Raw genomic sequence first — 17,274 nt, 5'->3', positions numbered from 1 at the left:
ACCTCATGGCTTTGCGAGGTCAACTGATTGTTCTGCCTGGCGTCCAGGCACCTGCAGCACCTGGCGCGGTTAAACTCAATGTTTCCGCCGCCGACCGCATCGCATCGACGATGCCCTATATCCACCGGGCGATGGCGCCGAAGAGCTTGGTGGCCCTCGCTGAGGGCGGTGTCTCGGGCAATTGCCGGGTTACCGGCGAAAAGCTGTTGCAGAAGGGGTCGGTGCCTTCGGTCCTGCGGCTGAGCACCGTGGGTGGCAAGCCAGCGCTGGGGTTCTCTGCTGACAACAGCTTGGGCGCGCTGGCGTTCCAGCCTGGGAGTCTGCCAGCCTCCTACACGGTGGTCATGCTCATCGCCATCACCGAACCCACCGACCGCCTGAATTTCATGATGGCGTATACCGGCGATGCCGCGATCGCGACGGTGCTGCGGTACGACACCACCACCGCCTCTCCGGAGGTCAAGCGCCTTGTTGCCTACGGCAGCACCAACAGCCCGCCACATGCCGAAGCGGCGCGCCCGGCCGGGACCTGGGCCGTCGCGATTGTTGATTATGACGATACGACAAAGAAAGTTTCGATCGCGGTGAACCAAGTAGAAACGTTCGCCGAGAACACCAAGACCACCGGCAGTGCGGCAGGCGCGGAAAGCTACCTCGAAATCGGCTATCACGGCAGCGGCAACAGCCTGCGTACGGCGAAAGTTGGGGATGTCTTCGTATTCAACCGATCGCTCCGCACTAGCACCACCCACCTTGCACAGCTTTCCCAGCTGGTAGCGGCCCTGAAGGCCGAGTACAGCATCGCCTGATCTGCATGCTGTGAACCAGGCCGCGTTTAGCGGTTTTTTTGTGCCTGAAATTCATGCAGCCCGCCATGCGCGGGCCTTTTTCGCCTGGAGAAACCCAATGCGGACATCGCAACGTGGCTTGAGCCTCATCAAGTCATTCGAGGGGCTGCGCCTGCAGGCCTATCAAGATTCCGTCGGCGTCTGGACCATCGGCTACGGCGCCACCCGGGGCGTGAAGTCGGGGATGTCGATCACCAAGGAGCAGGCGGAGCGCATGCTGCTGAACGATGTGCAGCGCTTCGAGCCAGAGGTGCAGCGTCTGGTCACGGCACCGCTGAACCAAAACCAGTGGGACGCCCTGATGAGCTTCACCTACAACCTGGGTGCCGCAAATTTCGAATCGTCCACGCTCCGCCGACTGCTCAACGCCGGTAACTACCCAGCGGCTGCCGAACAGTTCCCGCGCTGGAACAAGGCAGGCGGGCAGGTGCTGGCCGGCCTCACCCGGCGGCGCGCTGCTGAGCGGGATTTGTTCCTGGAGCGGCAGTGAACGGCTGGGTGACGCGGCTTGCCGGCGCTGGTCTGCTGATTCTGATCGGCATGATGGCGGGCACCTGGGCAGCCACCGGGCACTTCCGGCCGCTGCTCGATGACCAGCAAAACAAGGCCACTCAGTGCATCGCCGCGCGCGACAACCTGTCCGGCTTAGCTCAGGAGCAGGGCAGGGCACTGGGCGACCTGATCCTGGCCGCGAACGCACGCCAGACCGGCGCCGAGAAGGCAGTGGGCGAAGCCAAGGCCAGCTCGATTCTCGACTACGCCGCAGCGAACCGCTTGCAGCAGGAGCGAACCGGCGGCGATCAGTGCGCGGCGGCGGCTTCGATCATCGACAAGGAGCTTGGGCTATGAAGGTTGCAGGCAAATTCCTGCGAGGGGTGGGGGGGCTTGCAGGCTTTGTGCTGCTGGCCGCCTGCGCCAGGCAGGTCGAACCGGAGATCCGTACCGTACGCGTCGAGGTGCCGGTGCAGGTGCCGTGCCGGGCGCCGGAGGTCGCGGTACCGGCCTGGGCGGCAGATGGACTGCGCAAGACCGACAGCCTTGAAGTGAAGGTGAGAGCGCTGCTGGCTGAGCGCCGGCAGCGGGTAGGATACGAGCGGCAGCTGGCCGCCGCCGTATCTGCTTGTAAGTGATCAGAACTCGGGCAGCTCACCAAGGTTGTCTTTCTCGGTTCTGTTGCCTTCGGTGGTCAGGAACTTGTCGCCGTAGACTTCAATCTTGGCGCCCTTTTTCCAATTCCCGTAGCGGTCCTGCGTTCTGGTTTGGAACGATGCCTTGCCAAGGCGAATTAGATCTACGATGAAGGCGCGATGCGTAACTCTCCACGGCCCGGGGGCGTTGTCGCCTTTGTCCTCGCGGACTTTCACCCACTCAATTCGTTCGTGATCACTGTCGTACTTCACTTCTGTGATGCAAAAATCTGCCACGGTCTTCTCCTGTCCAGGCGATGCCTCAGTAGTGAGGCGAAGAAAAGGTGGTGATCCTAGGCAGGGGTTTCAAGGTAGCTGGTGTCAATTTGATGGCATTGGTAGTGGTTCGCAACTATTGGGCAGATTTGGGAAATAGCTGGCTGTTCGCCGCCATAGGGTTGCGAGCTTGGATTTTGTGCGCTGACGGCTCGTCGAAAATTCTTTACGCAGACCAATTTGCAAAACCCCTCGCTAACTTATTGATTGTTATAGGCTTATTTCGGCTTTTTCGGGGTTTTCGCCTGGCGGGAAAAGTCTATTGAAATCAATGGTTTGACGATTATCCGCACACCACCTTGACATGGTGGGGGTCGTTGGTTCGAGTCCAATTGTGCCTACCAAATCGAAAAGGGGTGATCCGCAAGGGTCACCCTTTTTTATTGCGCGCGCGTTTTATTGTAGGAGCAGCCTTGTGCTGCGAAGAGGTCAGTGCCGCTGACATTGATCTGCGGTGACCACTCGGGCCCTTTCGCAGCACAAGGCTGCTCCTACAAAACCCGGTAGCGCAGCAAAGCTGAAAGTTTTTGATTTTTCTGAAAAAAACGCTTTACAGGTACGCATTCGATGTCTAATATGCGCACCACACGACAGGCACATAGCTCAGTTGGTTAGAGCACCACCTTGACATGGTGGGGGTCGTTGGTTCGAGTCCAATTGTGCCTACCAAATCGAAAAAGGGCGATCTACACAGATCGCCCTTTTTTATTGCCTGCTAGAAAGCCGCCGGCAACCACAGTGCCAGTTGCGGGAAAGCGATCAACAGCCCGATCAGCACCAGCAACGCCAGGCAGAACGGCAGCGCGCCGTACACCACGTCCATGAAGTTGCCCCGCCCACGAATGCTCTGCACCACAAACAGGTTCATGCCGAACGGCGGCGTAATCTGGCCCATCTCGCACAACACGATCAACACCACCCCAAACCACAGCGGATCGAAGCCCAAGGCGACGACAATCGGCACGATCAGTGGCGCGGTGGTAATCAGCATGGCCAGTGTGTCCATGAAACAGCCCAGTACGATGTAGAAGAGGATGATCGCCAGCAGTGTGGCCATCGGCGACAGGTTCAGGCCGGTGACAAAATTGACCAGTGTGGTGGTCAGGCCGATGGATGCCAGCACAAAGTTGAGAAAGAACGCTGACAGGGTGATGAAAATAATCATGCCGGTGGTGCGCAGGGTAGCCTCGAACGCCTGGCCCAGGCTTTGCCAGGTGAATGCCCGGCGCCACAGGCCCAGGCCAAAGGCACTCAGCACCCCCAGCGCGGCTGATTCGCTGGCCGTGGCGAAGCCGCTGTAGATCGAACCGATCACCAAGGCGAAGATGGCCAGCGGCGGCAGTAGGTCAGGCAGGCAGGCCAGGCGCTCGGCCCAGCGGGTAGTCTCTTTGCGGCCGCCCAACTGTGGGCGAATCAGGCACGCCACCACAATCAGTGCGATGAACAGCATGCTCAGGATGATGCTGGGAAGCGTCGCGGCCAGGTACAGCTTGGGCACTGACACGTTGGCGATCAAGGCAAACAGGATCATGTTGATCGAGGGTGGAATCAGGATGCCCAGCGTGCCGCCGGCGGCAATCGAACCGAGAAACAGCGGCGCGTTATAGCCTTTGCGTTCCTGCTCGGGGATGGCCAGGGTCGAAATGGTGGCGGCGGTCGCTACGCTGGAGCCGCTGGTGGTGGCGAACAGTGCGCTGGCGCCGATGTTCGAATTCATCAGGCCACCCGGCAACCACGACAGCCACTTCTCGACGGCCTGGTACATGCGCCCGGCGACGCCTGAACACACCAGCAGCTCACCCATCAGGATGTACAAAGGGATCGCCACCAGCAAGAATTCGCTGCTGGTGTTCCAGGCAATTTCGCCCATGGCGCTACTCAACGGCAGCGTCGAGAACAGCTGCGACAGCGACATCCCCAGCAGGCCGACACTGACGGCGGCGGCAACGCTCAACGCCAATAGCGCCAGCAGCATGAACAGGGTAAGGCTCAGCATGGCGTGCGCTCCTTGCCCGTGGTGCTGTCTGGGTATTGTTCTGCCTGGATGTCCTCTTCCACCGAGTTGATGCCGATCAGTGTGCTGATAGCGTGCCAGCGGCCCTTCAGCAAGTGGCCCAGGCAGGTGATCGCCAGGCTCGCCAGGGTCAGGGCAAAGAACAGGTAACCGGCGAACCACAGCGACTGCGGTATCCACTGTGATACCTGCAAGGGCGTGTTCGACACCGAGCGGTATTCGATGGAGTCCCACAGCACGTTCCCTGCGTGGTAGGCCAAGGTGCTGACCAGCAGCGCCATGCAGGCGAGGGCGAACAGGTCGAGTGCCACCCTGGGCCGCAGGCCTAGGCGCGTGTAGAGGATGTCTACGCGTATGTGCGCCCGTTTCAGCAAGGTGACCGGAAACGCCCAGGCGCTGGTGATCGCCAGCACGTACCCGGCCATTTCATCGGCGCCGCCCAGAGAAAGACCCAGGGCCTTGCGCAAGATCAAGTCGATGCTGATCAGCAACGCACAGGCGAGCAGGGCGAAGCCGCCGACCCAGGTGCTGGCTTTGGCAATGGTGTTGATGACACCCATGCCTGAGCGGGGGGTGTGCATGTCGGTAGTCTCCGGGGCAAGGTGGCTCATGGGGCCAGGCGCATGCCGATGGCATCGCCCACGGTAGCATTCCAGCGCGCTACGCAAGGGCCGCCGCAGCGTTTGCCCCAGTCATTGGCGATGTGCAGCGCAGCCTGGCGCAGCGCCTGTTTTTCGCTGGCGGTCGGGGCCGAGGCGGTCATGTGCGCGGGGTGGTGAATCTGGCATTCAGGGCTGCCGACATTGCAGGCTTCGGCATAGCGGTTTTCATTGGCGGTCTCGCGCCACAAGGCATCCTCCAGCACCTGCGATTGCGCCTGCAGCAATTGCTGTACCTCGGGCGGCAGTTGCTGCCAGCGCTTCAGGCCGATGCCATAGAAGCCGATCGACCAATCGACGGGCAGGTTGTAGAGGTAGCCTGCAACGTCGTACCACTTGGCGGCATTGCCAGAACCAATACCGGTGATGGCGCAGTCGATGACGCCGGTCTGCATGGCGGTCACCACTTCGGCAAAAGGCAGGGTAACCGGCGCAGCGCCGATGGCCTTGACCAGTTCGGCCATGTTGCGCCCGCGTGTACGGATTTTACGGCCCTTCAGGTCGGCCAGCGCGTGCACGGCGTCGCGGCAGAAGAACACCTGCGCGGTATACGGCACGGTGGCCAGCAGCTTGATACCGTGGCGCTCGGCCATGCGTTGTTCCAGCACCGGCTTGTAGGCGTCGGCGATGGTGTGGGCGGTGTCGATGGTATCGGCCAGGCCGGGCAGGTCCACGCCCTCGAAGGTGGCATCGTCGCCGGCCACGAAGGCGAACACGCCCATGCCGATATCGACTGCGCCAAAACGCATCAGGCGAATGATCTCCGGGCCTTTCAGGCCACTCTCCGACAACCCCAGCAACTGCGCGGTGACCTTGCCTTGCGATTGCGCTGGCAACGTCTGGTTCCAGAACGGCTGTTCAACCGCGCGGAACGTATAGTTGTGGCTGCCACCGCCGACCACGTTGAAGCGGATCACAGGGGTCGCTTGTTGCGTCGCAGGCGTGTCCGCAAACGCAGGCGAATGACTGAGCAGCGCGCCGAGCGCCAGGGGGATGAGCAGGGGGCTGAACTTCACGGTAGTCCTCTTGTTCTTGTTCGGGAGCTACTTCAGGCGATGTTGAGTCAGCGTGGGCGGGACGCCGCCTCGATGGCCGGCCGCGAGCCGACGATATCAGGGAACTTCTCACCCTTGGCCAACCGCGCCAGTGTGTGCTTTTCGTTGCGCTGGAAGTCGATGGCACGCTGAGCCAGTTCGATGACCTGGCCCGGGCGCAGAAACACCATGCCGTTTTCGTCGGCCACCACCGCATCGCCGGGGTGGACAATCACCCCGCCACATTGGATGGCCGTGCAGAACTCGCCCTCCTGACCGATCACGCGGGTGGTGATCGCGCTGGCGCCGCGGGACCACACAGGCACGCCATGCTCGCGGATTTCGCCCAGGTCGGTGACATAGCCATCGACGATGATCCCGGCCACGCCAGCCTGCTTGGCGGCATACGCCATGGCGCCGCCCAGTGCGGCGGTTATGCGCTCGCCGCAGCGGTCTACCACCAGAAAGTCGCCTGGGCGCACGCAGCCCATGGCGTAGTGCAAAATCCCGCCATCGTTGCCGGGCATCCTCACGGTGACCGCGGTACCGACGGCCCGCACATTCTGAAAGTGGGCCTTGATGTGGGGGTTGGCAATACCGTGGGTAATGAAGTGGCCGATCGTTGCCGGTTCGGCGTTGATCAGTACTTCAAGTTCGGTGGCGCTGATCGGGGCGGGCAGTGCTTCGATAATATACATAGGAAGTTCTTGTTATGCCGGATGCTTTTTCGAAGGGTTTCGGTCATCCTAACAAGCACGCCGAACGGTCGATAATAAAAATCCGTAAGCAGTTACCGGAGCAGTTTTTATCATGCGTATTACGCTGATGCAGATCGAGGCGTTCTACTGGACCGCCCGCCTTGGGGGTGTTCACGCGGCCTCCCGCCATCTTCACCTGACCCAACCTGCGGTGTCGGCGCGGATCAAGGAAATGGAATCGCTGCTCAGCGTCAAGTTGTTCGACCGCAGCAAGCAGCGCATGAGCCTCACCGCAGATGGCCATACCGCCTTGCGCCATGCCGAGCAGGTGCTAAACAACAGCACGCAACTCGAGCAATTTGCCGCACAGCAAAAAAAGCACCGGCGCTTGCGCCTCGGCGCGGACGAGTGCTCGGCCATGGTCGGGCTAACCGCGGTGATCAGCGATATAAAGGCGCACTTCCCGGAGATCACCCTGGAGATTTCCATCGACGTCGGCGCCGTGCTCAACCGCAAGCTGAACGATCATGAACTCGACATCGCGCTGCTGACCAACCCGGCCACGCGTGAGGATGTGACCGATGTGTTTCTCGGCTGGATGACCTTTCAGTGGGTGGCCGCGCGGCACCTGGACGTGGCCCAGGGGCCTTTTTTGGCGGAGCATGCCCGGCAATATTCGATCGTGACCCACAGTGCGCCCTCGACACTGTATTCAGTGGTGGACCGCTGGCTGAAAGAAAGTGGCTCGGTTAGCCATGCCTTTCATTCAAGCAATTCACTGGCCTTTATTGCCAAGATGGTCTCGGCGGGGCATGCCATTGGCATTTTGCCGGTACCGTTGATTCGCGACATGTTGGCCGTGGATATGTTGAAGACCTTGCCGTGCGATCCGCCGATTCCGCCAGCCAAGTTCTGCCTGTCCTATTTGACCGAACGCCCGGATATGCAACTCGACACCTTGGTGTCGATTATTCGCGCGACCTTGGTCAAACAGAATTTCTTGGTTGATTAGTTAGTCGCTTTTATAAGGCAGCAATAGGGCCGGCCGGGCGCATGCACCCTGGCCGGCCGGCATTTAAGCCAATGCGTGTTTCACGGCCGCTATCTGTTGCCCGACCTGGTTCAGCCAGGACAGGTCACTGCCCATCAACAGCATGTCGCTGCCCATTTCGATCAAGCGTTGCGCCGTGGCCTGGTCTGCGGGGAAGCACGGCACCATCACCTGGATCGAGCGGGCGTGGCATTTCTCGATCAGCAACTGCAAACGTTGCAGCACTTCCGGGTTGCCGAGGCGGTAGTCGACCGGCAATTGTCGCGACAGGGAGTAGTCGGCAGGGCCGAAATGCACGGCGTCGATCCCCTCCACATCGAGTATTTCATCGATGTTGTCAAAGAACTCGAAGCTCTCGGCCATCGGCACGATCACACTGCGGGTGTTCTCCGCCTGGGTATACGTGGCCCAGTCGAAGCCAGGCCCGGCGAAGCCTGCCGAGCGCACCGAGCTGTCACCGCCGCGGCGGCCCAGCGGGGGGAACTTGCTGTAGCGGATGATCTCGCGCATCTGCGCCGCTGTGTGCACCTGCGGCACGATCACGCCCGCCGCGCCCATTTCCAGCGCCTTACGAATGTCCCACTCCAGCGTGCCACGCACCCGCACCAGGCCGGGGATGGCGGCGCTGTTGGCGGCCAGCAAGAGTTTTTCCATGTGGCTGTCGACACCTAGCGCAGTGTGCTCGGCGTCGATGAAGACAAAGTCCAGCCCCCAGTTGCCGGCCACTTCGATGGCCATGCAGGCTGTGCTGTAGATGTTCATGCCAAAGGTGGTACCGCGTGCCATGCGGGCCTTCAGCGACGGGTTTGGGGAGTTTGGGTTCATACTTGAGGTCTGCCTTTGGCGGGTATCAGATGCGGTAGGTTTCGGGCAGCCGGTCGCGGAACGGGTGCACTTCGAACACGCCAGGGTCGCGGATCAGCGATTTGTTGCGGGCCTTGGCCAGGTCGATCTCGACGCTGTACACACCGTCTTCGAGCCCTGCGCGTACCAAGGTCTTGCCGGAGGGTTCGATAATGTGGCTGGTACCGATGAACTGCATGCCTTCATCCATGTCGTTGCGGTTGGGGGCGACGAAATAGACCATGTTCTCTGCCGCGCGGACGGTGCTGAAAATGTCCGGCAGCATGCGCGCCTGCTCGGGCCATGCGGCGGGCAGCACGACAATGTCGGCGCCTTCGAGCGCCAGCGTGCGCACCACTTCGGGGAAGCGGATTTCATAGCAGATGGCCAAGCCGATACGGCCGATCTCGGTGTCGAATACCGGCGGTGTCCACTCGCTGGGGCGGTCGGTGAAGCGGTCGCCGATCATGAATGGCAAATGGCGCTTGCGGTGCAGGCCGATGATGCCCTGCGGGCCGATCAGCGCGGCGGTGTTGTAGACCGAGGCCTCATGCCGTTCGTAAAACCCGACCACGATCAGGATGCCGCTCATTGCCGATACCTGCAGCAATGGCGCCAGGGCGTCGAGGGTGATGGCGCCGCGTTCGAGGTCTTCGCGGCTGTCGAAGGCGCCACCGGTGATCAGGCATTCTGCGAAGGCGATCAGACGTGAACCTTCGGCGGCGGTCTGGCGTGCAAGTTCGGCGACTTTTTCAAGGGTGCGCGCCGGGTTGCCGGCCACCGGGTGAATCTGGGCGACGGAGATTTTCATGCTGTTCCTTATTGGCAATAGAGGGCGCCGCCGGGGGCGGCGCGGGTAGCGTCACTGCGCCTGGTAGCCCATGGCCTGGTAGACCTTGCTGACCAATTCGGGGTTGATCTGGGCGGCGTACTTGTCGACCACAGGGCGGATCTTGGCCTGGATGCGTGCGAGTTCCTCGGCCGGCAAGTCGTTGACCTGCATGCCATCGCTGCGCAGGTCGGCGATGGCCTTGATGTCGGCCTCGCGGGAGATCCGGCGCTGCTCCAGGCGCACTTCCTGGGCGACATCGGTAAGCAGTTGCTGCTCGTCGCGGTTGAGGGTGTCCCAGAAGGTTTTGCTGATCAGCACGATCTGCGGGTTGTAGTTGTGCCGGGTCAGGCTCAGGTACTTCTGCACCTCGTTGAAGCGCGAGGCGAGGATCAACGCCGCCGGGTTTTCCTGGCCATCCACCGTGCCGGTTTCCAGCGCCGTGTGCACCTCGGTGAAGGGCAGCGGCGTGGGGTTGGCGCCCAGCGCCGCCCACACGTCGAGGAACAGGGGCGATTGCTGGGCACGGATCTTCAGGCCCGCGATGTCTTCCAGGTTTTGCACCGGGCGCACGTTGTTGGTCAGGTTGCGCACGCCGAGCTCCCAGAACGCCAGGCCTACCAGGTTTTTCTCAGGCAGCTGATCGGTGAGCATCTTGCCCACTTCGCCATCGAGCATGGCATCCACCTTGGCGGTGTCGGTGTACAGGAACGGGAAATCGAGGATGCCGAAGTCGGTGACGTGGTTGATCATCAGCCCGGCATTCCAGGTCATCATTTCCACCACGCCACCTTGCAGCGACGACAGCACCTGCACGTCGCCACCCAGCACGCCATTGGGGAAGGTGCGCACCTTGATCTTGCCATCGCTGCGTTCTTGCACTTTCTTGGCGAACAGCTCCATGCCGATGGCCGGTGGCGTGCCCTTGGGGCTGGTAGCGGCGAATTTGATCACGCGCGCGTTGTAGTCGGCGGCCATGCTCAGGCTGCTGGAAAGCAACAGGGCGGCGATGACGGCGAGCTTCTTCATGCTGTGTACCTTTTATTGTTGTGGGGATCAGTGGCCAAACCACTGGGCAGGGACGGTGACCAGTTCGGGGAAGATGACCAGCAGGAACAGCACGATGACTTCGGCGATCAGGAACGGGAACGTGCCCTTGAGCAGCGCTTCGTAGCGCATCCTGCCGATGCCACAGACCACGTTGAGCACCGTGCCCACGGGCGGGGTGATCAGGCCGATCGAGCAATTGATCATGAACAGCACGCCGAAGTAGATCGGGTCGATGTTCGCCGCGGTCACCACGGGGACCAGGATGGGGGCGAGCAGCAGCACGGTCGGGGTCAGGTCCATGACCATCGAGATCACCAGGATCAACAGCATCAGCACCACGATCAGCAGGCGCGGGTTGTCCATCACCGGCTGGATCAGGTCGATGATCTGCCCGGGGATATCGGCGATGGTGATCATCCAGGCCGGTATCGAGGCGGCGGCGACCAGGAACATCACGGCGGCGGTGGTCTTGCCGGCGCGCAGCAGCAGGTCATTGAGCGACTTGAGGCTCAGTTCGCGGTAGATGCACGACGACACCAGCAGTGCATAGACGCTGGCCACCGCGCCGGCCTCGGTGGGGGTGACCACGCCAAAGCGCAGGCCGATCACGATGATCACCGGCAGCATCAATGCCCAGAAACTGTCGACCAAGGCCTTTAGGCGCTCTTTGCCGCTGGCCTTCGGGCTTAGTTCGACGTCAGTGTTGCGCCGCGACATCAGCCACCAGGCCACGACCAGGGCGGCGGCGATCATCAGCCCGGGGGCGATACCGGCCAGGAACAGCTTGGTGATCGACAGGCCGGACGCGACGCCCAGCACGACGAACCCGATACTGGGCGGGATGATCGAGCCGAGCACCGATACCGAGGCGATCAGGCCGCCGGAGCGGTCGCGGTTGTAGCCGGCGAGGACCATCATCGGTAGCAGCAGGGCGGTTAACGAGGCGGCGTCGGCCAGTGCCGAACCGGACAGGCTGGACAGCAGCACGCCGGCGAAGATGGTGACGTAGCCGAGCCCGCCGCGCAGGTGGCCGACCAGGGTGATGGCCAGCTTGATGATGCGCTTGGACAGGCCACCGCTGTTCATGACCTCGCCAGCGATGATGAACAACGGAATGGCCAGCAGGGGGAAGCTGCCTGCCGAATTGATGATGTTCTGCGCGATGATCTGGCCATCGAACAGGCCCAGCAGCCACATCAGCGCCACGCCGCAGAGGATCAGGGCGTAGGCGATGGGGGCGCCGATCAAGATGGCGGCCATTAGCACGCCGACGAAGACTGACAGGGCCATTATTCGACTGCTCCGTGTTCGGCTGCCGAGGGCTCGGCCGGGGTGTGCGCGGGGAGGGTGCCCATCAGGTTTCTGACCAGTTGGGTGAAGATCAGCAGCCCGCTAAGGATGCAAAAGACCAGGCCCGCCCCATGGAACAAAGCCATGGAAATGCCGGTGGAGGGGGCGCCGACATGCAGGTTGATCACGGTCTGCTTCCAGCTGCCGTCAAGGAACAGCCAGGTCACGTAGAGCATGAGTAGTTGCGTCAGTGCCAGCAGGCACCTGGCCACACCGGGTGAAACACGGCGGGTGACGATGTCGACACCGATGTGGCCGTTTTCGTGAAGCATCAGTTGGGCGCCGGCAAATACCAGCCAGACGAATGCCAGGCGGGAGATCTCTTCGCTGAAGAACAGGCCCGAGTTGAAGCCATAGCGCAACACGACATTGGTGAAAATCAGGCAAGTGATGGCCACAAGGCAGGCGATCACCAGCGTTTTCAGAACCAGAAAGTAACTATCGATCAGTGTTTTCATGGCGCCTCCTGGAGCAGAGCTGCCCAGGGAGCGCCGAAAGCGCTTGGTGCGAGAGCGCGGACAGCAACATCCACCTGTAGGTGTGAGCGGGGCATGGGGTCACCTTTTTATTATTGGACATACGTCGTCGTACGACTGCCTGGATTGTTGTCTGAAACGCCCGGTTTCGGCTGCCTCAAGTTTTTTATCAGGGGGATAAGAAATGGCGATCAGTGCACGGGCCGTGGCTGCGCAGGGGCCCGTGGTCGGCGCATCGCGGTAGCAGGGTGTAACGTATGGTCGCGGTCCTTGCCCGGGGGCGGCATGCTAGAATCCGCCCCTTCGAATCTGGAGGTACACGCGTGCGCAAACTGGCTGTGGTAATGGCAGTGCTCGCCCTGGCGGGCTGTGAGAACGAAGTCGAAGGCGTGCACAAACAGGTGGCCGAGCACCTGCACAACCCCAAGACTGCCAAGTTCGGCAACGTGCGGATCGACACCCACGGCACCATCTGCGGTCAGGTTCGCGGCAAGGACGACGCCGGGCAATACGAAGCCTACCGCAGCTACGTGGCGATCAAGCGTGATGGCCAATACGAGATCATCGTCGATGACAGCGGCAACAACCTGCGCATCCGCGAGCTGTGCGGTGGTGCCGACTTGCAGCGCCGCGCCGAGGCGCTGGCCGGTGAGCCGGCCCCGGAAGGCTGGGATGTCGAAGTGGTGCAGGGGGCGAACATGGGTGCCTTGAGCGACATGACGGCGCGCCTGATCGAGAAGGGCATCCCGTCTTCGGTCGAATACCGCAACGGCAAGCCGGTGGTGCTGATGGGGCCATTCCCGACCAAGGAAGAAGCCGAGGCGCGCAAGGCCGAGGTGATGGCCAAGCTGGGCACCGATTCGGTGGTCATCCAGCATGGCGCCCAGCGCTAACCCCGCAACCCACACCGTGTAGGCGCAGCCTTGTGCTGCGAAGCGGCGGGTGCAGCCACCTGAATACAGGGCGTCTGCACCGGCCTCTTCGCAGCACAAGGCTGCGCCTACAAAGGCTGGGCGTATATGCCCGTGCGGGCTATGCTTGCACTGGGAGAGCTGAACGGGGAGGGCCTCATGTCTACACTGGAGCGGGCCATTGCCGTGGCTGCCAGGGCGCATGAAGGGCAATACGACAAGGGTGGGGCGGCCTATATCCTGCACCCGCTACGCGTGATGATGCGGGTTTCCACGCCCGAGCAGCGGATCGTCGCGGTGCTTCATGATGTCATCGAAGACACGCCGATGACCCTGTCCGACTTGGCGCGTGAAGGCTTTGCACTGAAGATTCTTGCCGCGCTGCTGGCGCTGAGCCGACGTGATGGCGAGTCTTACCAAGACTTCGTCCAGCGCCTTGGTGGTGACCCCTTGGCGCGCACCGTCAAACTGGCCGACCTGGCCGATAACAGCGACCTCTCGCGCATCCCAGTTCCTGGCCCCGCCGACCTGGCGCGGCTAGCCCGTTACCGGGAGGCCAGCGCCTACCTGCAGACACTGGCTTGAGCCTCAGCCGCAGGCCTTGAGGTTCACTGGCCCGACAAACGCATTACCGCGCCCCATCACGCAGGCCACCTGCTGGTTGCGCTGCAGCTCCCATACCTGCGGCGGGTAGGTTTTGTTCCATGCTTCGAACAGCTGCCGGTCCTGTTTCGACAAGCGCAGGTTGTACTGCTTGCTCATGTAGAAGTACGTGCGTGCGATCATGCCGCGGATCGAAGGGCGTGGCATGACCTTCGTGGCCTTGAAGTCGACTTGGGTCAGGCAACTGCCGTACTGGCCCTGCTGCTCAGGCAACCAACCGAAACTGAAGTTGCTGCGGTCGCCTTGACCTCACCGATACTGGGCACCAGGTTGTGCAGGTCGGCCTCGGCGCGCTTGTACACCTCATCGTGCTGCGAGCACTGTTTGCGCCCACCGTCCTGCCAACACTGGCGCTGGTGGCCGATCTGCCAGGCCGGCACGATGTGCTCCCATTCGATGCGCGAAGCCCGTTGGGCATTCTTGCGCGGTGTATAGCCGCAAGAGGCCAGGTCGACCTTGTTGCCTTTGTACTTGCAGCCGCAATAAAACTCCGTCGATTGTGGCGCGTACAGCTTCCAGGCGACCTTCTTAGCCTCCTGGAACGTGCGTGGGGCATCGGCATGGGCGAACGGGGTGGACAACAGCAGGCAGGCTGCAGCGAAAAGCGAAACTCTCATGCGCAGTCAGTCTTCCTTGGGCACGGTCCAGAAAATCTGCACGCCGCCATCGTCGCGATGGGCGAGGGTGACGTTGTCGTTCTCGGCGATTTCTTCGAGCAGGGTCTCCCAGTCATCCGGGGACTCTTGCTCCAGGCGGAAGATCAGCGCTGCCCGGCTGCGTTGGGCAGTGGGGCTGTTGATGATCTTCTGGATACGTACGCCCAGTTGTTCATAGCTGCTCGGTGTTGCTGAGGAGGTGCTGGCCACAGGCATTTCCTTGTTTTTGCTGTATGTGCGTACAGTATTTCACCGTAAGTAAATTCGCAACTGCCTGTGAGGCAAAAGTGTGTGTGGCCGAGGTGAAGGATTGGTACCATCTGTGCCATCACCTCTCCGCTATCATTCGCGCGCTCTGTGCCTGGACACAGCAGTGACGCCTTGGGCATGACGCGAAATCGGTCAGGCCCAAGCTTCAGGAAGCTTCACATGTACCCATTCCGTTTACATCGACCTGCCCCTTTGCGCACAGGCCTGACCCTGTTGCTGACCGGCAGCATCAGCCCGTTGAGCCATGCCAGCACCGAGGCAGTCGATGTGCTGATCACCGACCCGGTGGTGGTCACTGGTGCCTACGCGCCAACCGGCAGTTTCGACCTGCCTTTTTCGATCGATACCGTGGACCTTTCCCACGGGACCGACGGCCAGTTGGGCGTTAATCTTTCAGAAGTGCTGACCAAAGTACCGGGCCTGGTGGTGCAAAACCGGCAGAACTATGCGCAAGACCTGCAAGTGTCATCGCGCGGTTACGGCGCACGTTCGGCCTTTGGTATTCGCGGTCTCAAGCTGCTGAGCGATGGTATCCCGGCCAGTACGCCAGACGGCCAGGGGCAGGCCGCCTCGCTCAACCTGGATGTGGCCGATCGCATCGAAGTGTTGCGCGGCCCCGCAGCGACCCTGTACGGGAGCAACGCCGGCGGCGTTATCCAGATGTTCAGCCGGGACGGGCAGGGGCCTGCAAGGGTAGGGGCCGAAACCACCTTTGGCAGCGACGGTTTCAACAAGAATCACCTGTCGGCCGAGGGTGGCAACGAAACCGCCGGCTTCGTGCTCGATGCATCGCGCATGGACACCGACGGTTACCGTGACCACAGCGCCGCCCGCCGCGATCAGACCTTCGCCAAGGTGCACGTAAGGCCCGACGCTGACTCGCGCCTGGCGCTGATCTACAGCAGCCTCGAACAGAACAACACGCAAGACCCGCTGGGGCAAACCTGGGACGCCTATAAACATGACCCTCGCTCCACCGCAGCGGTGGCGGACCTCTACAACACTCGCAAGAGCATCGACCATCAGCAGTTGGGTATGAACTACGAGCGCTATTTCGGCGATGCCACGTTGCAGTTCAACCTCTACGCGGGGCAGCGTAGCGTCGTGCAGTACCTGTCCATTCCAAAGACAGTGGCCTCCAACAGCCAGCGTGGCGGTGGTGTCGTGGATTTCGACCGTGCCTTTCATGGCGGCACCTTGCGCTGGATACAGCCTGTTGTAGCCGCCCCCGGCAACCTCACGGTCACGGTTGGCGCCGACTATGACCAGAGCAAGGACGACCGCCGCGGCTACCAGAATTTCAGCGGCGACACGCTGGGTGTCAAAGGTGAGCTGCGGCGTGACGAGCAAGACACCGCAACTAGCCTGGACCCCTACATCCAGGCGCATTGGGAACTCGGCAACTGGACCACTGACCTTGGCCTGCGCCACAGCTCGATGCAAATGCGCGTCGATGACCACTACCTGGCCAATGGCGACTCCAGTGGCAAGAAGACGTACCAGCAGAACACGCCATCGCTGTCGGTGATGTATGCGTTTACGCCGGATGTGCGTGGTTACGTGAGTGTCGGCAAAGGTTTCGAGACCCCGACCCAGGCCGAAATGGCCTACGCCCCTGGCCTGGTTGAACGCTTCAACTTCGGGCTCAAGCCTGCCTCCAGCACCCAGTATGAAGTGGGCGTCAAATACCGGCTCGGCGAACGTACCCGGCTCAACGCCGCGGTTTACGAAATCCATACGGAAGACGAAATCGTGGTGGCCAGCGCCACCGACGGCCGTACCAGCTACCGAAACGCCGGGAAGACCTTGCGCCGCGGGTTTGAGGCGAGCCTGCACAGCGACCTCAGCGATCAGTGGCAGACGACCATGGTGTACACCCGCACCGATGCCCGCTACGCCGAAGACTTCGCCCAGGGCACGCAGACCATCGAGGATGGAAACCGCCTGCCGGGCGTGCCGCTCGACAATCTGTTCGGCGAACTTGTGTGGACGCCAGCGACGTTTGTCAGCATGGGGGTTGAAGGGCAGTACCGCAGCAAGGTGTATGTGGAGGACAGCAATACCGCAAAACCGGCGCCGGCCTATACCGTCTTCAACTGGCGGACGCGCTTCGAACAGCACGCTGGGCCGTGGACGTTCCACCAGCTGATCCGCTTGGATAACCTGTTTGATCGGCAGTATGTGGGGTCAGTGATCGTAGGTGACGGCAACGCACGCTACTACGAAGCTGCGCCGGGGCGTTCGTGGTATGCGGGCGCCGGGTTGGAGTATCAGTTCCGCTGATATAGGTGGGAGCAGCCTTGTGCTGCGAAGAGGCCGGTAACAGCACAGTGATCGTTACTGCTTTCACCGGCCTCTTCGCAGCACAAGGCTGCTCCTACCCTAGGGGTGCATGCTGCAGTCAGGCCACCGCTTGCGCGCGCCGAGCGCAGCACGCCGGCTTCAAGCATGGGCGCATT

19 protein-coding genes, 1 tRNA gene and 1 pseudogene are annotated in these 17,274 nt (G+C 61.6%); 9 read left to right on the top strand and 12 right to left on the bottom strand.

Features of this window, described 5'->3' with window-relative positions; all coding sequences use genetic code 11:
* Positions 1 to 5 precede the first annotated feature (5 nt).
* From LOY53_RS16530 to LOY53_RS16515, 4 genes are all read left to right on the top strand, one after another.
* Positions 6 to 809: a hypothetical protein gene (locus LOY53_RS16530; protein WP_258702991.1), complete on the top strand. Its 804-nt coding sequence runs from the start codon at positions 6 to 8 to the stop codon at positions 807 to 809.
* 97 nt (positions 810 to 906) lie between these two features.
* Complete coding sequence (locus tag LOY53_RS16525; RefSeq protein WP_258702990.1) at positions 907 to 1,338, top strand: lysozyme; 432 nt, start codon at positions 907 to 909, stop codon at positions 1,336 to 1,338.
* A complete protein-coding gene (locus LOY53_RS16520; protein ID WP_258702989.1) occupies positions 1,335 to 1,697 on the top strand; it encodes a hypothetical protein in 363 nt (120 codons plus the stop codon). The genes LOY53_RS16525 and LOY53_RS16520 overlap by 4 nt, the downstream gene beginning before the upstream one ends.
* Positions 1,694 to 1,978 carry a hypothetical protein gene (locus tag LOY53_RS16515; protein ID WP_258702988.1) on the top strand — a complete coding sequence of 95 codons (285 nt, stop codon included), beginning with the start codon at positions 1,694 to 1,696 and terminating at the stop codon, positions 1,976 to 1,978. Before LOY53_RS16520 ends, LOY53_RS16515 begins: the two co-directional genes overlap by 4 nt.
* On the opposite strand, the gene LOY53_RS16510 is transcribed toward LOY53_RS16515, so the two are convergent.
* On the bottom strand, positions 1,979 to 2,272 hold the full coding sequence (locus tag LOY53_RS16510) for a DUF3892 domain-containing protein (RefSeq protein WP_258702987.1): 294 nt from the start codon (positions 2,270 to 2,272) through the stop codon (positions 1,979 to 1,981).
* 631 nt (positions 2,273 to 2,903) lie between these two features.
* Between LOY53_RS16510 and LOY53_RS16505 the strand changes: the two genes are divergently transcribed.
* A tRNA-Val gene (locus LOY53_RS16505) sits at positions 2,904 to 2,980 on the top strand.
* Positions 2,981 to 3,026: 46 nt separating this feature from the next.
* On the opposite strand, the gene LOY53_RS16500 is transcribed toward LOY53_RS16505, so the two are convergent.
* Genes LOY53_RS16500 through LOY53_RS16485 form a run of 4 tightly spaced genes read right to left on the bottom strand, consistent with a single transcriptional unit; the run spans position 3,027 to position 6,716 of the window.
* Positions 3,027 to 4,307 (bottom strand): TRAP transporter large permease, encoded by a 1,281-nt coding sequence (locus LOY53_RS16500; protein ID WP_258702986.1) that lies wholly within the window; start codon positions 4,305 to 4,307, stop codon positions 3,027 to 3,029.
* Entirely contained in the window at positions 4,301 to 4,906 is a 606-nt protein-coding gene (locus LOY53_RS16495; protein WP_258702985.1) for a TRAP transporter small permease subunit, read from the bottom strand. The genes LOY53_RS16500 and LOY53_RS16495 overlap by 7 nt, the downstream gene beginning before the upstream one ends.
* Before the next feature lie 26 nt (positions 4,907 to 4,932).
* Positions 4,933 to 6,000 (bottom strand): TRAP transporter substrate-binding protein, encoded by a 1,068-nt coding sequence (locus LOY53_RS16490; RefSeq protein WP_258702984.1) that lies wholly within the window; start codon positions 5,998 to 6,000, stop codon positions 4,933 to 4,935.
* Between the two features lie 47 nt (positions 6,001 to 6,047).
* Positions 6,048 to 6,716: an RraA family protein gene (locus LOY53_RS16485; protein WP_252824983.1), complete on the bottom strand. Its 669-nt coding sequence runs from the start codon at positions 6,714 to 6,716 to the stop codon at positions 6,048 to 6,050.
* A 112-nt stretch (positions 6,717 to 6,828) separates the two neighbouring features.
* Between LOY53_RS16485 and LOY53_RS16480 the strand changes: the two genes are divergently transcribed.
* Positions 6,829 to 7,728, top strand: a complete 900-nt coding sequence (locus LOY53_RS16480) for a LysR family transcriptional regulator (RefSeq protein ID WP_252824981.1) — start codon at positions 6,829 to 6,831, stop codon at positions 7,726 to 7,728.
* 63 nt (positions 7,729 to 7,791) lie between these two features.
* Here LOY53_RS16480 and LOY53_RS16475 read toward each other — a convergent pair whose 3' ends face one another.
* Genes LOY53_RS16475 through LOY53_RS16455 form a run of 5 tightly spaced genes read right to left on the bottom strand, consistent with a single transcriptional unit; the run spans position 7,792 to position 12,297 of the window.
* Positions 7,792 to 8,592: an HpcH/HpaI aldolase/citrate lyase family protein gene (locus tag LOY53_RS16475; protein WP_258702983.1), complete on the bottom strand. Its 801-nt coding sequence runs from the start codon at positions 8,590 to 8,592 to the stop codon at positions 7,792 to 7,794.
* 25 nt (positions 8,593 to 8,617) lie between these two features.
* The gene (locus LOY53_RS16470; protein ID WP_258702982.1) at positions 8,618 to 9,421 is read right to left on the bottom strand and encodes a carbon-nitrogen hydrolase family protein; all 804 of its coding nucleotides are present in this window, start codon (positions 9,419 to 9,421) and stop codon (positions 8,618 to 8,620) included.
* Positions 9,422 to 9,472: 51 nt separating this feature from the next.
* Positions 9,473 to 10,468, bottom strand: a complete 996-nt coding sequence (locus tag LOY53_RS16465) for a TRAP transporter substrate-binding protein (RefSeq protein WP_258702981.1) — start codon at positions 10,466 to 10,468, stop codon at positions 9,473 to 9,475.
* Positions 10,469 to 10,495: 27 nt separating this feature from the next.
* Entirely contained in the window at positions 10,496 to 11,779 is a 1,284-nt protein-coding gene (locus LOY53_RS16460; RefSeq protein WP_258702980.1) for a TRAP transporter large permease subunit, read from the bottom strand.
* Positions 11,779 to 12,297: a TRAP transporter small permease gene (locus LOY53_RS16455; protein ID WP_027596106.1), complete on the bottom strand. Its 519-nt coding sequence runs from the start codon at positions 12,295 to 12,297 to the stop codon at positions 11,779 to 11,781. Before LOY53_RS16455 ends, LOY53_RS16460 begins: the two co-directional genes overlap by 1 nt.
* A gap of 341 nt (positions 12,298 to 12,638) precedes the next feature.
* Between LOY53_RS16455 and LOY53_RS16450 the strand changes: the two genes are divergently transcribed.
* Positions 12,639 to 13,208, top strand: a complete 570-nt coding sequence (locus tag LOY53_RS16450) for an SPOR domain-containing protein (protein ID WP_027596107.1) — start codon at positions 12,639 to 12,641, stop codon at positions 13,206 to 13,208.
* 177 nt (positions 13,209 to 13,385) lie between these two features.
* Positions 13,386 to 13,811, top strand: a complete 426-nt coding sequence (locus LOY53_RS16445) for a GTP pyrophosphokinase (RefSeq protein ID WP_027596108.1) — start codon at positions 13,386 to 13,388, stop codon at positions 13,809 to 13,811.
* A gap of 3 nt (positions 13,812 to 13,814) precedes the next feature.
* Here the strand turns inward: LOY53_RS16445 and LOY53_RS16440 are convergent.
* A pseudogene (locus tag LOY53_RS16440) lies at positions 13,815 to 14,506 on the bottom strand (endonuclease).
* 6 nt (positions 14,507 to 14,512) lie between these two features.
* Positions 14,513 to 14,755, bottom strand: a complete 243-nt coding sequence (locus tag LOY53_RS16435) for a DUF1654 domain-containing protein (protein WP_027596110.1) — start codon at positions 14,753 to 14,755, stop codon at positions 14,513 to 14,515.
* A 219-nt stretch (positions 14,756 to 14,974) separates the two neighbouring features.
* On the opposite strand from LOY53_RS16435, the gene LOY53_RS16430 reads away from it, so the two are divergent.
* On the top strand, positions 14,975 to 17,098 hold the full coding sequence (locus LOY53_RS16430) for a TonB-dependent receptor (protein WP_258702979.1): 2,124 nt from the start codon (positions 14,975 to 14,977) through the stop codon (positions 17,096 to 17,098).
* Positions 17,099 to 17,274 lie beyond the last annotated feature (176 nt).

This window comes from Pseudomonas sp. B21-031, assembly GCF_024748985.1.
GTDB lineage: Bacteria > Pseudomonadota > Gammaproteobacteria > Pseudomonadales > Pseudomonadaceae > Aquipseudomonas > Aquipseudomonas kermanshahensis.
This window is presented reverse-complemented; position numbering and strand designations above follow the sequence as displayed.